Genomic DNA, 17909 nt, shown 5'->3' with positions numbered 1-17909 from the left:
GTGCTGCTATGTGTCCTTGAAATTTGAAGCATTCTTTCCGTTTACAACAATTATTACCCATTTTGCAAAGGAACAATGTTATGATAGAAAAAGAATAATTATGCAAAAGAGGTGAGAAAGTATGCAATTTCGTCCTTGTATCGATTTGCATGATGGCAAAGTAAAGCAAATCGTAGGCAGTACACTAGGGCACGCCGATGTGGCGGTTGTCGAAAACTTCACATCAGAACATGATTCATCTTATTTTGCGAACATGTTTGCGAAAGATAGATTAACAGGCGGTCATGTCATTATGCTTGGATCTGGCAACGAACAAGCCGCCCTTCAAGCACTCCACGCTTACCCTGGAGGCTTACAAGTTGGCGGTGGGATTACAGCGGATAATGCGCTCCAATATATACAGGCAGGTGCCTCACACGTCATCGTCACATCGTATATTTTTCATGATGGGCGCCTTGATATGGAACGTCTTGAAAAGCTCGTGCATACGGTTGGAAAGAATCAACTGGTCATTGACTTAAGTTGTCGAAAACGCGATGATAAATGGTTTGTTGTCACAGACAAGTGGACAAAATTCAGCGACTTTGAAGTGAACGCGGAATCGATTCGTATGATTGAACAATATTGCGACGAACTATTAATTCATGCGGTCGATGTAGAAGGGAAACGCAGCGGCATGCAAGAGGAGCTTGTACAGGATTTAGCACAATGGACAACCATCCCAACAACTTATGCTGGCGGTGTCCGTTCACTTAAAGACTTAACAAAATTTGAGCAAATCGGGCGTGGAAAACTTCACGTCACAATCGGTAGCGCACTCGATATTTTTGGCGGTGACTTAGCCTATAATGCCGTAGTCGATTATTGTAAATAAAGCGGATAAAACGAGCAGCGTCTTTGTGACTCTGCTCGTTTTGTTTAAACGAAGTATTGATTAATCGGACGACCGACACTACCGTATTGAACATCGACTTTAATTAAATTACGCTTTTCCATAAAATCTAAATAGCGTCTAGCCGTTACACGCGCTACGCCGATAGCCGCCGCAACCTCATCTGCGGAGGCACCTGCCTCGCATTCTTTTATATAATTCAACACTTTATCTAATGTGGATCGGTTAAATCCTTTAGGTAGTTCAGTCAGTACAGTTTGGGGTTCTTCTACTCGTTCTGTCGCATTGCCTTTTCTCATCAATGCATCGAGCTCTTGCTGTGTCATACCTTGTGTATTTTCTACTTTTTGTTTAAATTGGCGGTAATTTTGTAACGTTTGCTCCATTCGCTCAAATGTAAAAGGCTTCATAATATAATCGTATACACCTAGATGCAAAATATTTTGGATTGTTGGCATATCATTTGCCGCCGTCACCGAAATCACATCGACCGGAATATTTTCCTTTCGAATTTTCCGCAACGTATCCACACCATTTTGTTCAGGCATAAAAATATCCATCAATACTAAATCAGGCTGTAGTTGTTTAATTTTTTCAAACCCTTCTACCCCGTTCGCTGCCATCGCGATAATGTGAAACCCCTCTACACGTTCGATAAATTGGCGGTTCACCTCGCGCACCATCGGATCGTCTTCTACAAGCAATACTTTAATCATCCCCAACTACATCATCCCCTAACTCAAATAATAGTAAGAAGCTTGTCCCTTTTCCTTCTTCGCTCGTTACTTCAATGGTACCGTTCCCTTTTGTCACAATCTCACGAATTAAATACAAGCCAATCCCACGGTTTTCCTTTGCTTTGGTGGAAAAACCATTTTCAAATATTTGCTTTTGTACTTCCTCACTCATCCCTATGCCGTTATCGTTTACTAATATCGCAAGTGTATGATCATGCTCGTCCACTGAAATGCCAATATGTTTTTCTTCACGGTATACACCTTCTAGCGCATCAAAAGCATTTTCGATTAAGTTCCCAAATAACACAACAAAATCATGATAATCTAAATGCTTGGGGAATCGCTTAAAATAACTTTCTTCATCAATTTCTACTTTAATGCCTAGCTCTTTTCCCCGTCCTATTTTACTAAGCAATAAACCTGAAATATTTTCATTATGAAAACGCTCATTCAAAAATTTCGTTAATGATTCCTCATTTTCTTTTACTTCCATTAAATAATCCATCGCCTGTTTGATATGCCCTAATTGCAACAGCCCTGTAATCGTATGGATTTTATTTTTATGCTCATGTGTTTGTACGCGAAGTGCCTGTACAAATGCTTTTACCCCTGTTAATTCCTCTGCTAGCTGTTTCACTTCTGTTAAGTCTTTAAAAATGGCCACTGCCCCTACATTTTTTTCAGCTACTTGGATCGGAATACGTGTACTTAAAATACTATGTTTATTAATATAGATTTCTTGGTTGTAAATGGGCTTACCACTTTCCACAATTTCAGGGAGGCGTGTATCAGGGAATACCTCATAAATTTTTTTACCTATGTAGTTGCTCGAATGCCAATCTACCCCTAAAATTTCACTCGCTTTTTCATTAAAAATCGTAATATTCATCTCATTATCGACCGCAATAATGCCGTCATGCATGGCGTTGAACGTCTCCTGTCTTTCTACATACAGTTGTGAAATTTCTTCTGGCTCCAAGCCAAACATTTGCTTTTTAATATGACGACCTAGTAAATGAGCGCCCCACATACTAAAAATAATCGATAATAACACCGTAATGATCATCTCTAAAAAGTAATCTTGAAAAATGTGTAGTAAAGTTGGCATTTGGTACCCTACGACCACAACACCCACTTGTCTTTTTTCTTCGTTCAGCATCGGGACGAATGAACGAATCATGGTACCGAGTTCGCCTCTTGCTTTTGACATATAATAGTGTTCATTAAATGCAGCATTTAAATCTTCTGACTGGCTTCGTTGACCAATTTCATTTGGTGATGGATGGGAATATTTCATTCTGTCCATATCCATGACAACAATATAGTCCGCTTTATTAATAACGCGGATTTCTTCCACAATCTGATTAACGGTTTTCATTGCCTGTTCTTTGTTTTCATTGACGAGCTGATTCGTTAATTCAGGCATATTTGACACTGTTCGTGCAATGAGCATCGCACGCTGACTATAGTCTTCCTCTTGTTCACTTAATAAGTTATTTAACACAAATATCCCTGCCATAAAAAAGGAAACAATGATAATAAAGAAAGTCATTAATAAAATTTTAGTGTTCATCGTGAGCTTTCGCATCGATTTCTCCCCTTTTTTGTTATAATGTTGCAAGGTATACTGTTACTCGTAATGAGCAAAAATACATTCTAAAAATACCATTAGGATAGTAACAGATATTAAACGAAAGCATAATCGTAGCCTCCGCGCTTTGCCACAGCCTACACAGGAGCTAAAACAGGCGCGGCCTGTTTGGATCTCCTGTTGCTGTTCCTGACGCTTACGCTTTCGTCGCAAAGAGAATCTTGGCTCCTGTGGCGATGGCGCGCTACGGCAAAAAGTGAATACTTCTCTATATTTTAGAAAAATATTTCTCTTCTCTAAAAGAGATTATTTTCTTTCCATTTGCACATTATAGTCCGTCTAGCCTTTACTTGTAATTAATGAGGATTTTTCATTATTTTTGAGCCAACAATTATTGTACTGAACAATAGTTGCTTGTAGCGAAGGCGCGAGAGTGTAGCTGACGGCATGGGCCTTTCGCTACAGAGCAAAGCTTCCTACGGGAAAAGCGAGACAATCAAGACCCCGCAGGAGCGAAGCATGAGCAACGAGGAGGCTTGATCTCGCCCGTGGAAAGCGAGTGCCGGAGCGGAAAGCAACGGTTACTTAAATCATAATATATATTTTAATATTTGCTCATTATGAGCTCTTACAAAGTCTTGATGAATATGGTGATGCATAATGAAATATTTTTTTACCGGTGTCATTTTAACCGTTGTAATACTAGTCTCTTTTATAGGGCACAGGCAAAATGTGATGAATATCGCTACACTTCCTTTTGATGATGAGCAAAATGGATTAAAGGAGCAAATTATTATTCATTTTAGCCATGTTGTCGCTGAAAACACACCGAAAGGGCTCGCTGCCACAAAATTTGCTGAGCTTGTCAAAGAGAAAACAAATGGGCGTGTTATCGTGCAAGTGTATCCGAATGGCATTCTATATAATGATGATAATGAATTTGAAGCATTGCAAAACAATGATATTCAAATGATTGCACCGAGCTTCTCAAAGATGACAACTTATTTACCGTCATGGCAAGTACTTGATTTACCGTTTATCATTGAAACAGATCAACAATTACAACAAGTATTAACAGGTCCTCTAAAAGACCAGCTGCTTGACCAACTTGCCCCATTGCATATCAAAGGGCTTCATTTTTGGAGTAATGGCTTTAAGCAAATTGCCGCCAATGACTCGCCCATTATTCAACTGAATGATTTTCAAAACTTGCGTATTCGCGTCATGGATAGCGATATGATTCATCGTCAGTTTAGCCTTCTTGGTGCAACACCGATTACTACAACATTTGGTGACGTGTTTTACGAAATTGAAAACAATGCCATCCAAGCACAAGAAAATACGCTATCAAACTTGTATTCAAAAGGTTTTCATCAATATGAAAAGCATATTACACTATCGAACCACGGCATTATGGGCTATGCCATCATGATGAATGAAACATTTTGGAACAGTTTAGACCCAGACATTCAGCAACATATTACAGATGCGTTAGAAGAAATGAGTGACTGGCAGTTTGAAACAAGCACAAAGATGAACGCAGCCAGCCTTCAAGAACTAGCACAAACAGACGGTATTTCCATTCATTCCTTAACAGCAGCCGAAAGACGTATATGGAAAGATGCACTGGGACAGATTTATGACAGTTACAAGCATGAAATAAACGATTCTTACTATCAATTATTAATAGAACAAGTGAAATTAAGCAATTAAACAAAATGAACAAAACTACACTTTTTGTCGGAAAGTGTAGTTTTTTATTCTCTTTTTCCGATTGTATTATAACAAAATTTGAAGCTTTTAAAGCGTTGCATAACAGAATAAATGTTGATAAATCAACTTTTATCAAAAACCCTCCGCGAAATGAACAAAATAAACGATATGATTCTTAAATACTAAATCTTCTTTTCTGAAAACTTTACGCTATGATAGACCCATGAAAGCGATAACAAAATAGAAAATTTAAAAACAAATAGAAAAGGAGATTTACCATCCATGAAATGGCTTAAAAATTTAACAGTTCAAGTAATCCTTGCAATCATTCTCGGGATTGTCGTCGGAACAATTTGGCCTGAATTTGGCGCAAGCTTAAAAATCTTAGCGGATATGTTCATCAAGCTAATCAAGATGTTAATCGCCCCAATTATCTTCTTAACGGTTGTGATTGGTATTGGTGGTATGGGGGACATGAAAAAAGTCGGTAAAATCGGAGGGAAAGCATTGCTTTACTTCGAAATCGTCTCTACAATCGCCCTTGCTATCGGTATTGCCGTTGCTGTCATCGTGAATGCAGGTGCAGGGATCGATACGTCAAAAGCAGCGGATGCAGATATTTCTAAATATACAACAGCAGCAGAAGAAACAGATCAAGGCTTAATGGCGTTTATTTATAATATCATTCCTGAAAACTTCATCGGCGCATTAGCAGATGGACAATTATTGCCAACATTATTTGCAGCTATTTTATTTGGTATTGCTGCAGCATCACTTGGCGAAAAGTCTCGACCTGTTATTACATTTTTCGAGCAAGTGTCTGAAATTTTATTCAAAATTGTTGGTATTGTGATGAAAGTTTCGCCAATCGGGGCATTCGGTGCAATGGCTTACACAATCGGTAACTTCGGTTTAGGTTCATTAAAATCGTTAGGTCTTCTAATGGCGGCTGTCTATATTACGATGTTCTTATTTATCGTATTTGTATTAGGTACGATTGCTCGTTACTTCGGTTTTAATATTTTTAAATTCATCGGTTATATTAAAGATGAAATTTTCCTAGTAATCGGTACATCTTCTTCTGAATCCGCTCTACCATCTATGATGCGTAAATTAGAAGGATTAGGCTGTTCAAAGCAAGTAGTTGGTTTAGTCGTACCAACAGGGTATTCATTTAACCTTGACGGCACATCCATTTATTTATCCATGGCTGCATTATTTATTGCACAAGCCTATGGTATTGAACTAACTTGGATTCAAATTGCAACGCTTTTAGGCGTATTAATGATTACTTCTAAAGGGGCAGCTGGTGTAACAGGTTCTGGTTTTATCACATTAGCAGCTACACTAGCAGCTTTCCCAATGGTACCTGTTGAAGGGATTGCCTTATTAATCGGCGTTGACCGCTTCATGTCGGAAGCACGTGCTGTAACGAACTTAATCGGTAACGGTGTTGCTTGTGTTGTTGTCTCTAAGTCAGAGAAAGAATTCGAAAGTACAGAAGCGGCAGCTGCCATTGCTACAAAATAAAAATGAGCGCTATGTCCTACAATGGGCATAGCGTTTTTATGATCGTTAAATAATTATTGTCTACCCCTATCACTACATCTTTTCTTACTAGTCATAGACTTCTTCTCATCCTCTCACTTCTATTTGCTATACCTATAAAATTTTTCTCTGCATACAGTGTAAAAACATCTATTTTCCAAAGCTGACTTTTGTAAAAACCTACATTGCAATAGATTGAATTTTCAGAATAATTATGAATATAAGGCAAGCGATTAATGAAAAAGGAGATGAATACATGAAAGAAACAATTGCAACGAATCGGAAGCAAATCTTATTTTTACTTTTTGTTGGATATATTTTGGCTAGTATGGATCGGTTTTTTATTAATTACGCGATTTTACCTATTTCGCAAGATTTAGCTTTAACGGCTACACAAACAGGATTTGTCTTAAGTGCTTTCTTTTTAGGCTATGCTTTAATGCAAATGCCTGGGGGTTTTTTAGCAGATAAGTTTGGGGCTCGTATTACATTAATTTGCTGTATTATTGCATGGTCTATTTTCACAGGATTAAGCGGTCTTGCTTGGTCACTCGTTTCCTTATTAGTCATTCGTTTCATTTTCGGTCTTGGCGAAGGGGCCTTTATTCCAGCCAGTGCAAAGATGTTATCGATGTCGTACCCAATGGAAAACCGTTCACGAGCGATGTCACTTTTATTAACGGCCGCAGCAGTTGCTGGGGTCATTACACCCATTATTGCGACAACGGCTTTACAAACTTTAGGCTGGCGTACACTGTTTTATGCATTCGGGGTAGTCGGTGTAGCAGTAGGGGCTTTATTCTACTTCCTATTAAAACCAAAATTTGTTTATGTCGATAATCCAGAGCAGCCCATAACGGTTCATGAGGCAGCAGATCGGAAATCACAAGGAAAAATTCCTTATCGCCAAATCTTAAAAATACCGCTACTGTGGAGTCTCTTTATCGCATCCTTTGCTGTATATGCCATTAACTGGGGGACTGCCTCTTGGGTTCCGACCTATTTAGTATCTGTACACGGGTTAGACTTAACTTCACTCGGTCTTTTACAAATGATCCCTGCTGTCACAAGTATCGCTTTTATTATTTTTGCAGGCTATTTAGTAGACAAAGTATTTGTTGGTAAAGAAAAATTACTTGGCGTCCTTTGTGGAGTAGGCTTAACAATTATCGTCTATTTCATGTTTAACGCTTCAAGCGCCGGTATGTTTGTATTTTATCAATCCGTTTTACCGATTTTTACAGGTACTGCTATTGTCCTTGTAACCACATTGCCAATTAAAGTGTTTTCTCAGCAAATAAGCGGCTCGGCGGTTGGTATTGTACAATCTGGTGGACAAATTGCCGGTTTCTTCGCGCCGATTTTAATTGGTTACTTAGTCGATTTAATGAACGGGTCTTACACAGGGGCAATTTGGATGTTACTCGGCTGCGGGGTCATTTATGGGGTCATGGCATTAACGATTTCATTAAAAAAAGGGTCTTTGCTTACGGGCAATCAACCACCAACTGCAGAAGAAGAACCTGTCGTACAAACAACATAAAGAAGTGCGTTCATTCTAACTTACAAAATGAAAAAGGCTATTCTGTAATTGTTCTTTACAGAATAGCCGATTAATTAAAAGATCAAATTTAAAATCGTGTAGAAAATGGCTGCCATTACAGCAGAAATCGGAATGGTAATAATCCACGTGAACACCATTTTACGTGCAACACCCCAACGTACACCTTTTACGCGTTGTGCTGCACCAACACCCATAATAGCAGAAGAAATAACATGTGTTGTCGACACAGGTAATGAAATTAATGTCGCACCGAAAATAACCGTTGCAGATGAAAGATCCGCAGCTGCTCCGTTTATCGGGCGAATTTTCATAATTTTACCGCCAACTGTCTTAATAATCTTGTAACCACCGACTGATGTACCAAGTCCCATTGCTAAGGCACACGCTACACGTACCCAGTTTTGTACTTCGTCACCCGATTGGAGACCACCAGCAATTAACGCCATCGTAATAATCCCCATTGCTTTTTGCGCATCGTTTGTACCGTGCGTAAAGGATTGTAGGGCCGCTGTACCAATTTGCATCGTACGGAAGCCTTTATTTGTTTTGTATAAAGGCATGTTTTTAAATAGCACTTTAAATAGCGTCATCATACAAAAACCAACCGCTAAAGCGATGAACGGCGACATAATTAACGCCTGCAAAATTTTCAAGAACCCTTCATAATTTAAAATCCCAAAGCCTGCAGCACCAATGGCCGCACCAGCAATGGAGCCAATTAATGTATGGGAAGAACTTGATGGAATCCCGTAGTACCAAGTCAGTAAATTCCACGTAATCGCTGAACATAACGCGGCTAAAATAACGATAGAGCCCGTCACATCGCCTTCAAATGCATTTAATGCAAACGGGTCCACAATATCGCTAGCAATCGCCTTGGCTACTCCAACAAATGTTAATGCGCCGATAAAGTTCATTGTTGCTGCCATCATCACCGCCACACGTGGCTTTAGTGCACGTGTCGAAACTGACGTTGCAATCGCATTTGCTGTATCATGGAAGCCATTAATAAAGTCAAATGCTAGAGCAAAGATGACAACTAATATCGTAATGAGTAATATTGTATCCATATCGTAAGTCTCCTGCTAATTACGCGTTACGCATAATAATTGTTTCAATCGTATTTGCTACGTTTTGACAGTGATCTGCAATCTCTTCAAATCGCTCATATAAATCTTTAAACTTGATTAAACGAATCGGGTCTTTTTCATTTAAGAATAATTGCTTAATGGATGAACGTTGGATTTCATCACATTGACGCTCATAATCCTTCACTAAAATAGCATGCTCACGCATACCTAATAATTCTCTTTTTGTTAACAGCTCCATCGCCTTTACAATTTCGTCCGTTGCTTTTGTAATATAACCTAAAAAATCACGCATTGATTGATCAATTTCTGTAAATGAATACATATCAAAACGTGCAACGGTACCTTCTGTTTCATCTAAAATATCGTCCATGCGAATAGCTAAAGCTAAAATATCTTCGCGCTCAATCGGTGTCATAAACGATTTGTTTAGCATGACGATTAACTCATGAATTAATTTATCGCCAGCTGTTTCATATTCCTTCATTCTTACTGAGATTTCTTTTAAATCTGCTACCGTATCGATGCGATAGTTGTCTGCGTAGTGAACGCCCTCTTGTACATTTAACGCAATTTTATGAAGCGCTGTAAAAAATGGATCTTGTCTTTTTGAACTAAACATGGACTGTGCCTCCGAAAAAATAATGTTTGCTATATTTAAACCTCAAAAATTGTAACAAATTCTTTTAGAAATTTGTATTGTTTTCAACAATTCGAGTGCAATCTTTACAATTTTGTAATATAAACCGTCACATTTACCTGAATGAAAAGACTGATATTTTATTTTGCACTTGATATAAATCTCGTATACACTCCTTAAAATTGCCTATATATCAACTATTTGTTAAATTTAAACAATCGTTCCCTTAGTATTAAAGTATGATTTGAACAATTATCTTTACAATAATCCCCTAATAAATTGTTACAGAATTGTAAAAATAAGCTTAAAAAAGGAGAGGTCCGAAAAGTAAAATCTTTCCAAACCTCTCCTCCTGCTTAGCCTGTTCTAGTATAAACTCACTATGATACCACAACACATATAATCTAGTTTTGACGTTGACACAGCATGTCGTAAATGTAACGTGCTTGATCAAATTCTGGCGCTAATGTATACGCCTGCTTCAAATGATACTTTGCATCCTCAATTTGATCGGTCGATACCGCATAAAGGACACCTAAATTGTAGTGTGCATCCGCATTGTTCATATCTTGCTCAATCACAAATTCAAGCTCTGTTTTTGCTTGTTCAAATATTTCAAGTGTACAAAGTAAAATGCCATAACCTAAACGAATTTCCACATCATTTGGCGCAAGTTCGGCTGCGCGTTGCATATATGGTAAAGCTAACTTCTGATTTCCTTCACGCTCAAAGCTTTTCGCCAGCATAAAGTAGGCATCCGCTCCTTCAATCCCATGCTCAATTGATTTTTGATAAAGCTTTGCTGCCTCCACAAAGCGTTCTGCATTGTAATATAAATTCGCTAATCCATAATAAGCCGTCGCTGCTTGCTCATCTACCGTGATCGCTTTTTGGAAAAAGCGCTCCGCACGCTCCACATCATTCATTGTCGCAAGTAAATTGCCGAAGTTGATGTACCCTACTGCATCATGTGGGTTTTGTTCAATTGCATCGTTAAATGCTTGTGCTGCATCCTCATAACGCTTTTCTTGAAATGCTTTAATTCCTACTTCATTATAGTCCACTACCATCTAGTTCACCTCATAACGAAAGACAAAGCCAAATTTGACTTTGTCTTTTTCCTATTTACCCTACATACGTAAGCTTTTCATTATTTTTGATTACTTCATGAATTGTACCGCCACCTAGGCATACATCGCCGTCATATAAGACAACGGCTTGCCCTGGCGTAATAGCACGTTGAGACTCCGCAAACGTAATCAGTGCTGTCCCGTCTTCGCGCATTTCCACCTCAACTGGGGAATCAGTTTGACGATAACGGAATTTTGCTGTACAGCTAAATTTCGCAGGTTTTGGCTCATCTGATGTAAAGCTCATCTTCACTGCTGTTAACGCCTCAGAATACAGTTTATCATGATGGAAGCCTTGTCCTACATATAAGACATTCCGTTCTAAATCTTTGCCTAAAACGAACCAAGGCTCTCCGTCACCACCAATCCCTAAGCCGTGGCGCTGCCCTAATGTATAGTACATTAAACCGTCATGTGTTCCTTTTACTTCCCCATCAAAGGTTTCCATTTTACCTGGCTGTGCCGGTAAGTATTGACTGAGGAACTCTTTAAAGTTACGCTCTCCAATAAAACAAATGCCCGTAGAGTCTTTTTTCTTCGCTGTAGCAAGACCGGCTTCTTCCGCAATTTTACGCACTTCCGGTTTCGGTAAATGCCCGATTGGGAACATCACTTTAGACAGCTGTGTTTGCGATAGCTGATTTAAAAAATACGTTTGGTCTTTATTGTTATCGACACCACGTAGCATGACTACTTCACCGTCACGCTCTTCTACACGTGCATAGTGACCTGTTGCCAAATAATCTGCCCCAAGATTCATTGCATGTTCTAGAAATGCTTTAAACTTAATTTCCTTATTACACATGACATCTGGGTTTGGTGTGCGACCCGCTTTATATTCATCTAGGAAGTACGTAAATACTTTATCCCAATATTGTTTTTCAAAGTTAACAGCATAATACGGAATACCGATTTGGTTACATACAGCAATGACGTCTTCATAATCTTCCGTTGCTGTACAAACACCGTTTTCGTCTGTATCATCCCAGTTTTTCATAAAAATACCGATTACATCATAGCCTTGCTGTTTTAATAAATACGCCGCTACAGATGAATCTACACCGCCCGACATGCCTACTACGACACGAATTTGAGACGGATCTCTTGTTTCTACCATTGTTTCTTCACCTTTTCTTAGACAAAATCGCGTAAAAGGCGCGCAGTCTTTATTTTGTTACTAAACATTTTATTATTTCACGAGCCGCTTCACAATGCTTGCTGTTCGTTTGCCTGCTTCTATGACGTCTTCGTCTGTTAATCTTTGTCCGAAGCTAAAGCGAATAGAGCTACGTAATTCCTCTGCCCCTTCACCGAACATCGAGACTAATACATGGGAAGGATCAATAGAACCAGCTGTACATGCAGAACCGCTCGATACAAGCACGCCTGCCATATCAAGATTAATTAAAAACGATTCCACATCTGTTCCCGCAAATGAAACATTCAGTACATGTGGTAATGCATCATCTAGTACACCATTTACTTTATACGAAATTTTCGCTTCGTCAAATTGTTTGATTAGCAGCTGTTTAAAGCGTTGATATTTCGCGCGATTTACTTCACGCGCTGCTACTTGAAGCTGGATAGCCGTCGCAAAACCAAGTGCTGCAGGGATATTTTCTGTACCCGCACGGCGCTTTTTTTCCTGTGAACCACCAAATAATAAATTGGCTAGTTTCACACCTTGTTTTACGTATAAAAAGCCAATCCCTTTTGGTCCATTAATTTTATGGGCTGAAACACTTAATAAATCGACACCAAGTGCTTCTACATCTAAATGTTCAATGCCGTACGCTTGTACCGCATCTGTATGAAATGTCGCTTGGTGATTTTTTAACAATTCGCCAATAGCTTGAATCGGTTGAATCGTCCCTACCTCATTATTCCCATACATGATTGTCACTAAAATCGTATCTTCTCGAAGCGCAGACGCCACATCTTCTACACGTACACAACCCGATTGATCCACCGGCAAATATGTAACATCAAAACCTTCTTTTTCAAGCTTTTGACAAGCGTGGAGAACGGCATGGTGTTCGATTTGTGTTGTGATAATATGTTTGCCCTCTTGTTGGCGGGCAACTGCAGTACCAAAGATCGCCATATTATCTGCTTCTGTCCCACCACTCGTAAAAATAATGTCGTTTGCCTTTGCATGAATGGATTGTGCGAGCACAGCTCTTGCTTCATCTAAATGCTTACGCGCTTCACGACCTGCTGCATGGATGCTTGATGCATTGCCATACACATGCGCCATCGCTTCTGTCATACGAGCGATGACGTCTTGTGTCATTGGTGTTGTTGCCGCATGATCCAGATAGATTGTATTCATTTGTTTATAAACTCCTTTAATGCTGACCTTAAATGTAGAACATATAGCCTTCGTGGATTGTATTGTCCGTATACTTCGCTAAATCTTCTAGTGTTGTTGTATCTAATACATTTTTTACCGCATCACGAATGCGTAACCATAACTCGCGCTGTGGTGCTTCCTCATTTTCAATGCCTTCCACTGGCTGAATCGGCCCTTCTAATACACGAACGACATCTGCTGCCGTAATTTCCGTAGGTGCATTCGCTAACATATAACCGCCGTATGCACCGCGCACACTTTTGACAAGTCCCGCATTACGAAGCGGCGATACTAACTGCTCTAAATACGCTTCTGATAATTCTTTTTCTGCTGCAATTTGACGTAATGGAATCGGTCCTTCTCCATAATGTTTTGCTAATTCAATCATAATCGTTAACCCGTAACGACCCTTCGTCGAAATTTTCATGTTAACACCTCTATTGTTCTAGTTCATGTATAGGTAAGTATAACACATATCCTTCTAATCCTAGTAAAAATACTCTATATATATGCATATATAAAGTGAACAAATCGTTAAAGAACAGGGAGGTAAAGTCTTCGTTTCTTCGTGTCGCTGAATCTGAAAATCATATGGTCGGTGTTTATGTTTATGGGAAAGAGGAATTGCGTCATTTTAAACCGGTATTGGAGAGCGAGCAAGGAAAGATTAAACGGTTTCAGGGAACGAAGAAAATAACCGTTACCCATGACGAAATGAAATCCGAGGAATTAAATATACGAAAGGAAAAAAGTAAAACCCATAGGAATTCAATATAATCGTGTTATGAAAAATCCGTTAGCCTGTCTTTTAAAGGCCAACGGATTTTTGCTGATATGCACTTTATATTCAGGTCTTACTAATTTGTTATGACAATATGGTAACCTGAAATTACTCTTTTAGATTCTATTTTCAATTACAGTTTTCGAATTAAAATTAACTCAGGTAATTGAAAAACACCTTTATATTCCTTTCGAGTGTCTCCTGTTTTATGAAGTTATTCAATTGATTAGCACTGATCAAAAAGCTTTCTTTAGTGGTTCCATCTATTTCTGAAAATAAATCTGGTATCTTACTATTGGCAACTTGTTCTTTCCAATCCGAATAATTTTTGATCTGCTCATCAAAGATCTGAGGATTTTCTTTGTGCGTTTTTTTGCTCCAGTTTAATGCATGCATCATGGCTGAAATCATGCCTTCTGTATCGCCGCTTTTTACCGCTTTATTCATCAAGTTACTGTATTCATGCCAAGCCGCGGGATCTTTCTTTTTCATCACGTCAAATTCGTTAATATTATCATTAGGCGCCCCTACTAATGGTCCCCGGGGAATATAATATTGAATGACGCCGTTTTGATTTTTGCCCCCATTTACCGCAATTTTCGCGATTTCTTCCATAGCACTCAGGAAATCGGTTGCTTTTTCTTTTGTCATATAGTTTTCCTATAAGTATTTTGCTTTCTCCAACCCTAAGGAAATTAACGCCTTTCTTTCTTCTTCAGTTGTGGCACCATCGCGGATTAATAAATTGTCATTGATGATACTATGGGCAACATCTATAACTTTTCCATCTGAACCGTCCAGACTATTTACTAGTCTTTCATTCAACTGAATTCCCAAATATTTTGGTTTTGAAGATGGTAACTTTCTAGCCGTTGTCCCCACTCTCCATCTAAAACTTGAAATTTACTTTCTCTTGATTTCGCTAATGTATCTTCTGATAATTCTACAATAATATTTTCAATAGATTTCGCTAGCTCTTTATTTTCTTTTTCTTCTTTTGCAATACGACTACTCTGAGCTGCTTTCAAAGCAGTGTACGTTGAAACGGCACTTTTATGGTAATTGTTTATACTATTAACTATTAGCCCGTCCTCAGAAGACTTGCAACAATATTTTTGGCGATTATCGAGCTGAGTATGCAAAGTGGTATATGAAGTCTTGTGTTTGGATACTCGAGTTATTCGAAGTATATAATAAAATTCCGCAGTAATCATAGTAATGTGTAGATACTGTGATGTATTGGGAAATAGAACCAACTGCTGGAGGTAATGCTACGTTAACAACAAACTTACCAGTACTATCTGTCGTACTTGTCCCGGTTCTTATATTATTTGCCGCCGAACCAGACCATGCTTCGTTTATATAATGACCAGTTACGTTTGTATACGGAACTCCATATACAATGCCGGTCTCAGCATCAGTAGTCGTTACATACCCAATCATATCTAAAAAACCTTTTGCTCTGTAATGCCTGCCATAATAATATCCAGATGGATAATCATTCGGACCCATCTCCGAATTGTACCCAGTAATTACGATATCCTGCGGAGTTAATACTGGAGTTAAGCTTAATGTATAGTTTTGCACATCGTTTTGATTAAAGTTACTTCCGTCATAAGAAACTTTAATGTAGAATTTGCCTGTAGTAACAGGCAAATTACCTGCATTCGATAGTACCTTTTTCATTTGAAAGTTTCCATTGGAGAGATCCGTGTATACTTCAACTTTAGTGTCATTACTTGATAACGTGGATACGCTTAAATTAATCTCATCATAACTTCTAGTTGACGGTACATTGATAACGTACCAATCACTATCTATAGATGAACTAATATTTCTTGAATCGATGTATGCCCCTGCAATCCCAAAAGTAAAATGTTTAGCTACACTTGGGTGTTCATCTGCTTCAAAATTGTCGTATGGATAACTAATAGCGTAGTCCAATGTAAAAGCTTCATTAATACTTCCACCTTTAGCGGAATGCACATACAGATAATATGTTTCTGCTGCGCTGTTTTGGTTAATTACACCCACTGATTCATCTAATGTACCGTCAGAATTTATGTACGTGTAATTTTCAGAAGCATCTAAAATGGTTGTTCCAGTCGAATCAAAGATGTATAAGTCATAGTCTAAATTACTATTGTTAGGCTGTGTTAATCTAGCTTGTAACAAAATAGATGGATTTACTGTTATACTGTAAATTTTTGCATCACCGGTTTCTAATAGATAATCACTCACACTACCATCTATAGAAGCTCTTGTATTTGCGGATTTTAGCTGTGTATGCTCATTCTCTTTTATTTCATGTTCAATTGTAAAATTTTTATTTGAGGATGATTGGTCTATCACCTCTGATAAATTAATTTCAACAGGTTGTAATTGTTCAATTTCGGCATTTGTATCGTATACAACTTTGAAACTCTCTGTATTGTCAAACAATTGTTCTCCACTTGCGAAAGCATTTGAAGGTATTATCAAGCAAGTGAATATTACCATACTACTTACGATCCCACTGATAATCTTATTCATAGTCATTTAATTACCTCCCGATATAATTGTTAAAGTGTTAAAAATATAGATCGTGATATAAAAAATTTGAGCATTCAAAAGAATGCTAATTATCCACTTACCTAATCACCTCCTAAGGCTCTGCTTTATGTATTTCTTTAAAAGAAATGGTGACACAACGCTGTTTTGTGAACTCTCAGCAATGAGAAAATTATATTGTCCATTATCTTTAAAAGGTTCATCACCGTAACTTGGGGTTGACCATATAAAGAATTTGAAAGTTGTGCATTTTAGTATAGTAGCGAAAACTTACATATCTTAATTGTTTTCCAGACAAACTATCAAATCTGTTTATTACTATAGCAATTCATTTACCCTCGAGGTACTCTGAGTCTATCATTTGTACAACCGACATTACAACCGACAGTAAAATTGTCGGTATCTGTCGGGATTGTGTCGGTATCTGTCAGTATTGTGTCGGTACCTATTGGTATTATGTCGGTATATCTCAAGATACAGATAGTGTTTATTGAATAATATATTTACACAAAGATTTCAAATTAACCTAAAAAATAAAGGCTATTTATTTTATTTAACACTATAACTTGGAGTGATTTTTCAAAAAAAAGTAATCCTTAAAATGAATGAGCGATGAAGAAAATTTGCCCTCGACCACAGTCGAGGGTACTATTTTTAATGACAACCCCGACTTTTCGTGATGAACCTGAAAAATTCCGTACTTTAGAGGGTTACTGGATTGAACCTATAGAAAACTTGTATAATTGTAATCCTTTAGTAAAAAACTTAGGCGAAAAAAATATAAATGCGAAAACCTTGATTGAAATACATAGCACACTAGCAGATGCTATTATTCAAGAAAAGACTCTAACACCTAATGAATTTATAAATGCCTTTGCTCATTTAATTAAATCTAATAACCATAATAAAGCCACCTTTCTACTCACTCATATTTTAAAAAGTCTGGATGAATCTGATATTCAAAAAGATTATTGGTCTTTAACAGATATCTGGGTTAAAGTCGGATTACCGAAAGAACTAGATGATGATATAGCATATCTTTTAAAAGCACAGCAAATTATTACACGTGCTAAATTCAAGAAACCTATTGAAAAATTATTAAGAGAATTTCATTTATTGGTTAAAGAACGGGTCAACAAGATACGCTACTTCCCCATGTAATAAAAAAGTTAGAAGGATAATGTAGTTTATCCTTCTAACTTTCAGATTGTCGACAAAAGGCCTTCAGAATGGTCTCATTCTGAAGGCCTTTTGTATTTTTAATATTTTTAGGGGTATTTTATAGTCTTATTTTAAGTAAAAGTACTCTTCGAGTATTCTAA

The 17909-nt window shown here is 37.9% G+C and carries 16 protein-coding genes; 5 read left to right on the top strand and 11 right to left on the bottom strand.

Features of this window, described 5'->3' with window-relative positions; genetic code table 11:
• The first annotated feature begins 121 nt into the window (after positions 1–121).
• Positions 122–874 carry a phosphoribosylformimino-5-aminoimidazole carboxamide ribotide isomerase gene (gene hisA / locus AAGS61_RS12560; RefSeq protein ID WP_391372260.1) on the top strand — a complete coding sequence of 251 codons (753 nt, stop codon included), beginning with the start codon at positions 122–124 and terminating at the stop codon, positions 872–874.
• 44 nt (positions 875–918) lie between these two features.
• On the opposite strand, the gene AAGS61_RS12555 is transcribed toward hisA, so the two are convergent.
• Together AAGS61_RS12555 and AAGS61_RS12550 are read right to left on the bottom strand one after the other, a co-directional pair.
• Positions 919–1614, bottom strand: a complete 696-nt coding sequence (locus AAGS61_RS12555; RefSeq protein ID WP_391372258.1) for a response regulator — start codon at positions 1612–1614, stop codon at positions 919–921.
• Complete coding sequence (locus tag AAGS61_RS12550; protein ID WP_391372255.1) at positions 1601–3217, bottom strand: ATP-binding protein; 1617 nt, start codon at positions 3215–3217, stop codon at positions 1601–1603. The genes AAGS61_RS12555 and AAGS61_RS12550 overlap by 14 nt, the downstream gene beginning before the upstream one ends.
• 663 nt (positions 3218–3880) lie before the next feature.
• Here AAGS61_RS12550 and AAGS61_RS12545 point away from each other — a divergent pair.
• From AAGS61_RS12545 to AAGS61_RS12535, 3 genes are all read left to right on the top strand, one after another.
• Positions 3881–4933, top strand: coding sequence for a DctP family TRAP transporter solute-binding subunit (locus tag AAGS61_RS12545; RefSeq protein WP_391372252.1), 1053 nt, complete (start codon positions 3881–3883; stop codon positions 4931–4933).
• Positions 4934–5215: 282 nt separating this feature from the next.
• Complete coding sequence (dctA, locus tag AAGS61_RS12540) at positions 5216–6463, top strand: C4-dicarboxylate transporter DctA (RefSeq protein WP_391372250.1); 1248 nt, start codon at positions 5216–5218, stop codon at positions 6461–6463.
• A 274-nt stretch (positions 6464–6737) separates the two neighbouring features.
• Positions 6738–8024, top strand: a complete 1287-nt coding sequence (locus AAGS61_RS12535) for an MFS transporter (RefSeq protein ID WP_391372247.1) — start codon at positions 6738–6740, stop codon at positions 8022–8024.
• A 74-nt stretch (positions 8025–8098) separates the two neighbouring features.
• On the opposite strand, the gene AAGS61_RS12530 is transcribed toward AAGS61_RS12535, so the two are convergent.
• The 9 genes from AAGS61_RS12530 to AAGS61_RS12490 all read right to left on the bottom strand — a co-directional run bounded on the left by AAGS61_RS12530 (position 8099) and on the right by AAGS61_RS12490 (position 16575).
• Positions 8099–9115: an inorganic phosphate transporter gene (locus tag AAGS61_RS12530; RefSeq protein ID WP_391372244.1), complete on the bottom strand. Its 1017-nt coding sequence runs from the start codon at positions 9113–9115 to the stop codon at positions 8099–8101.
• A 19-nt stretch (positions 9116–9134) separates the two neighbouring features.
• Positions 9135–9755, bottom strand: a complete 621-nt coding sequence (locus AAGS61_RS12525) for a DUF47 domain-containing protein (protein WP_391372241.1) — start codon at positions 9753–9755, stop codon at positions 9135–9137.
• Positions 9756–10177: 422 nt separating this feature from the next.
• On the bottom strand, positions 10178–10837 hold the full coding sequence (locus AAGS61_RS12520) for a tetratricopeptide repeat protein (RefSeq protein ID WP_391372686.1): 660 nt from the start codon (positions 10835–10837) through the stop codon (positions 10178–10180).
• A 61-nt stretch (positions 10838–10898) separates the two neighbouring features.
• Positions 10899–12020: a tRNA 2-thiouridine(34) synthase MnmA gene (gene mnmA / locus AAGS61_RS12515; RefSeq protein WP_391372238.1), complete on the bottom strand. Its 1122-nt coding sequence runs from the start codon at positions 12018–12020 to the stop codon at positions 10899–10901.
• Positions 12021–12092: 72 nt separating this feature from the next.
• Complete coding sequence (locus tag AAGS61_RS12510; RefSeq protein ID WP_391372235.1) at positions 12093–13235, bottom strand: cysteine desulfurase family protein; 1143 nt, start codon at positions 13233–13235, stop codon at positions 12093–12095.
• 28 nt (positions 13236–13263) lie between these two features.
• Entirely contained in the window at positions 13264–13683 is a 420-nt protein-coding gene (cymR, locus tag AAGS61_RS12505) for a cysteine metabolism transcriptional regulator CymR (protein ID WP_391372232.1), read from the bottom strand.
• 507 nt (positions 13684–14190) lie between these two features.
• Positions 14191–14688: a hypothetical protein gene (locus AAGS61_RS12500; RefSeq protein ID WP_391372230.1), complete on the bottom strand. Its 498-nt coding sequence runs from the start codon at positions 14686–14688 to the stop codon at positions 14191–14193.
• Between the two features lie 170 nt (positions 14689–14858).
• Entirely contained in the window at positions 14859–15065 is a 207-nt protein-coding gene (locus tag AAGS61_RS12495; RefSeq protein WP_391372227.1) for a hypothetical protein, read from the bottom strand.
• Between the two features lie 94 nt (positions 15066–15159).
• Entirely contained in the window at positions 15160–16575 is a 1416-nt protein-coding gene (locus AAGS61_RS12490; protein WP_391372225.1) for a hypothetical protein, read from the bottom strand.
• 669 nt (positions 16576–17244) lie between these two features.
• Between AAGS61_RS12490 and AAGS61_RS12485 the strand changes: the two genes are divergently transcribed.
• Positions 17245–17748: a hypothetical protein gene (locus AAGS61_RS12485; RefSeq protein WP_391372222.1), complete on the top strand. Its 504-nt coding sequence runs from the start codon at positions 17245–17247 to the stop codon at positions 17746–17748.
• Positions 17749–17909: the final 161 nt, after the last annotated feature.

Source organism: Lysinibacillus sp. KU-BSD001 (assembly GCF_042920265.1).
In the GTDB taxonomy this organism is placed as follows: domain Bacteria; phylum Bacillota; class Bacilli; order Bacillales_A; family Planococcaceae; genus Lysinibacillus_B.
This window is presented reverse-complemented; position numbering and strand designations above follow the sequence as displayed.

What these genes read in the sequence shown, in the direction of transcription:
- hisA (WP_391372260.1), top strand. Translation starts at nt 122, where the DNA reads ATGCAATTTCGTCCTTGTATCGATTTGCATGATGGCAAAGTAAAGCAA.
- AAGS61_RS12550 (WP_391372255.1), bottom strand. Translation starts at nt 3,217, where the DNA reads ATGCGAAAGCTCACGATGAACACTAAAATTTTATTAATGACTTTCTTT.
- AAGS61_RS12545 (WP_391372252.1), top strand. Translation starts at nt 3,881, where the DNA reads ATGAAATATTTTTTTACCGGTGTCATTTTAACCGTTGTAATACTAGTC.
- dctA (WP_391372250.1), top strand. Translation starts at nt 5,216, where the DNA reads ATGAAATGGCTTAAAAATTTAACAGTTCAAGTAATCCTTGCAATCATT.
- AAGS61_RS12535 (WP_391372247.1), top strand. Translation starts at nt 6,738, where the DNA reads ATGAAAGAAACAATTGCAACGAATCGGAAGCAAATCTTATTTTTACTT.
- AAGS61_RS12530 (WP_391372244.1), bottom strand. Translation starts at nt 9,115, where the DNA reads ATGGATACAATATTACTCATTACGATATTAGTTGTCATCTTTGCTCTA.
- AAGS61_RS12525 (WP_391372241.1), bottom strand. Translation starts at nt 9,755, where the DNA reads ATGTTTAGTTCAAAAAGACAAGATCCATTTTTTACAGCGCTTCATAAA.
- mnmA (WP_391372238.1), bottom strand. Translation starts at nt 12,020, where the DNA reads ATGGTAGAAACAAGAGATCCGTCTCAAATTCGTGTCGTAGTAGGCATG.
- AAGS61_RS12510 (WP_391372235.1), bottom strand. Translation starts at nt 13,235, where the DNA reads ATGAATACAATCTATCTGGATCATGCGGCAACAACACCAATGACACAA.
- cymR (WP_391372232.1), bottom strand. Translation starts at nt 13,683, where the DNA reads ATGAAAATTTCGACGAAGGGTCGTTACGGGTTAACGATTATGATTGAA.
- AAGS61_RS12500 (WP_391372230.1), bottom strand. Translation starts at nt 14,688, where the DNA reads ATGACAAAAGAAAAAGCAACCGATTTCCTGAGTGCTATGGAAGAAATC.
- AAGS61_RS12490 (WP_391372225.1), bottom strand. Translation starts at nt 16,575, where the DNA reads ATGACTATGAATAAGATTATCAGTGGGATCGTAAGTAGTATGGTAATA.
- AAGS61_RS12485 (WP_391372222.1), top strand. Translation starts at nt 17,245, where the DNA reads ATGACAACCCCGACTTTTCGTGATGAACCTGAAAAATTCCGTACTTTA.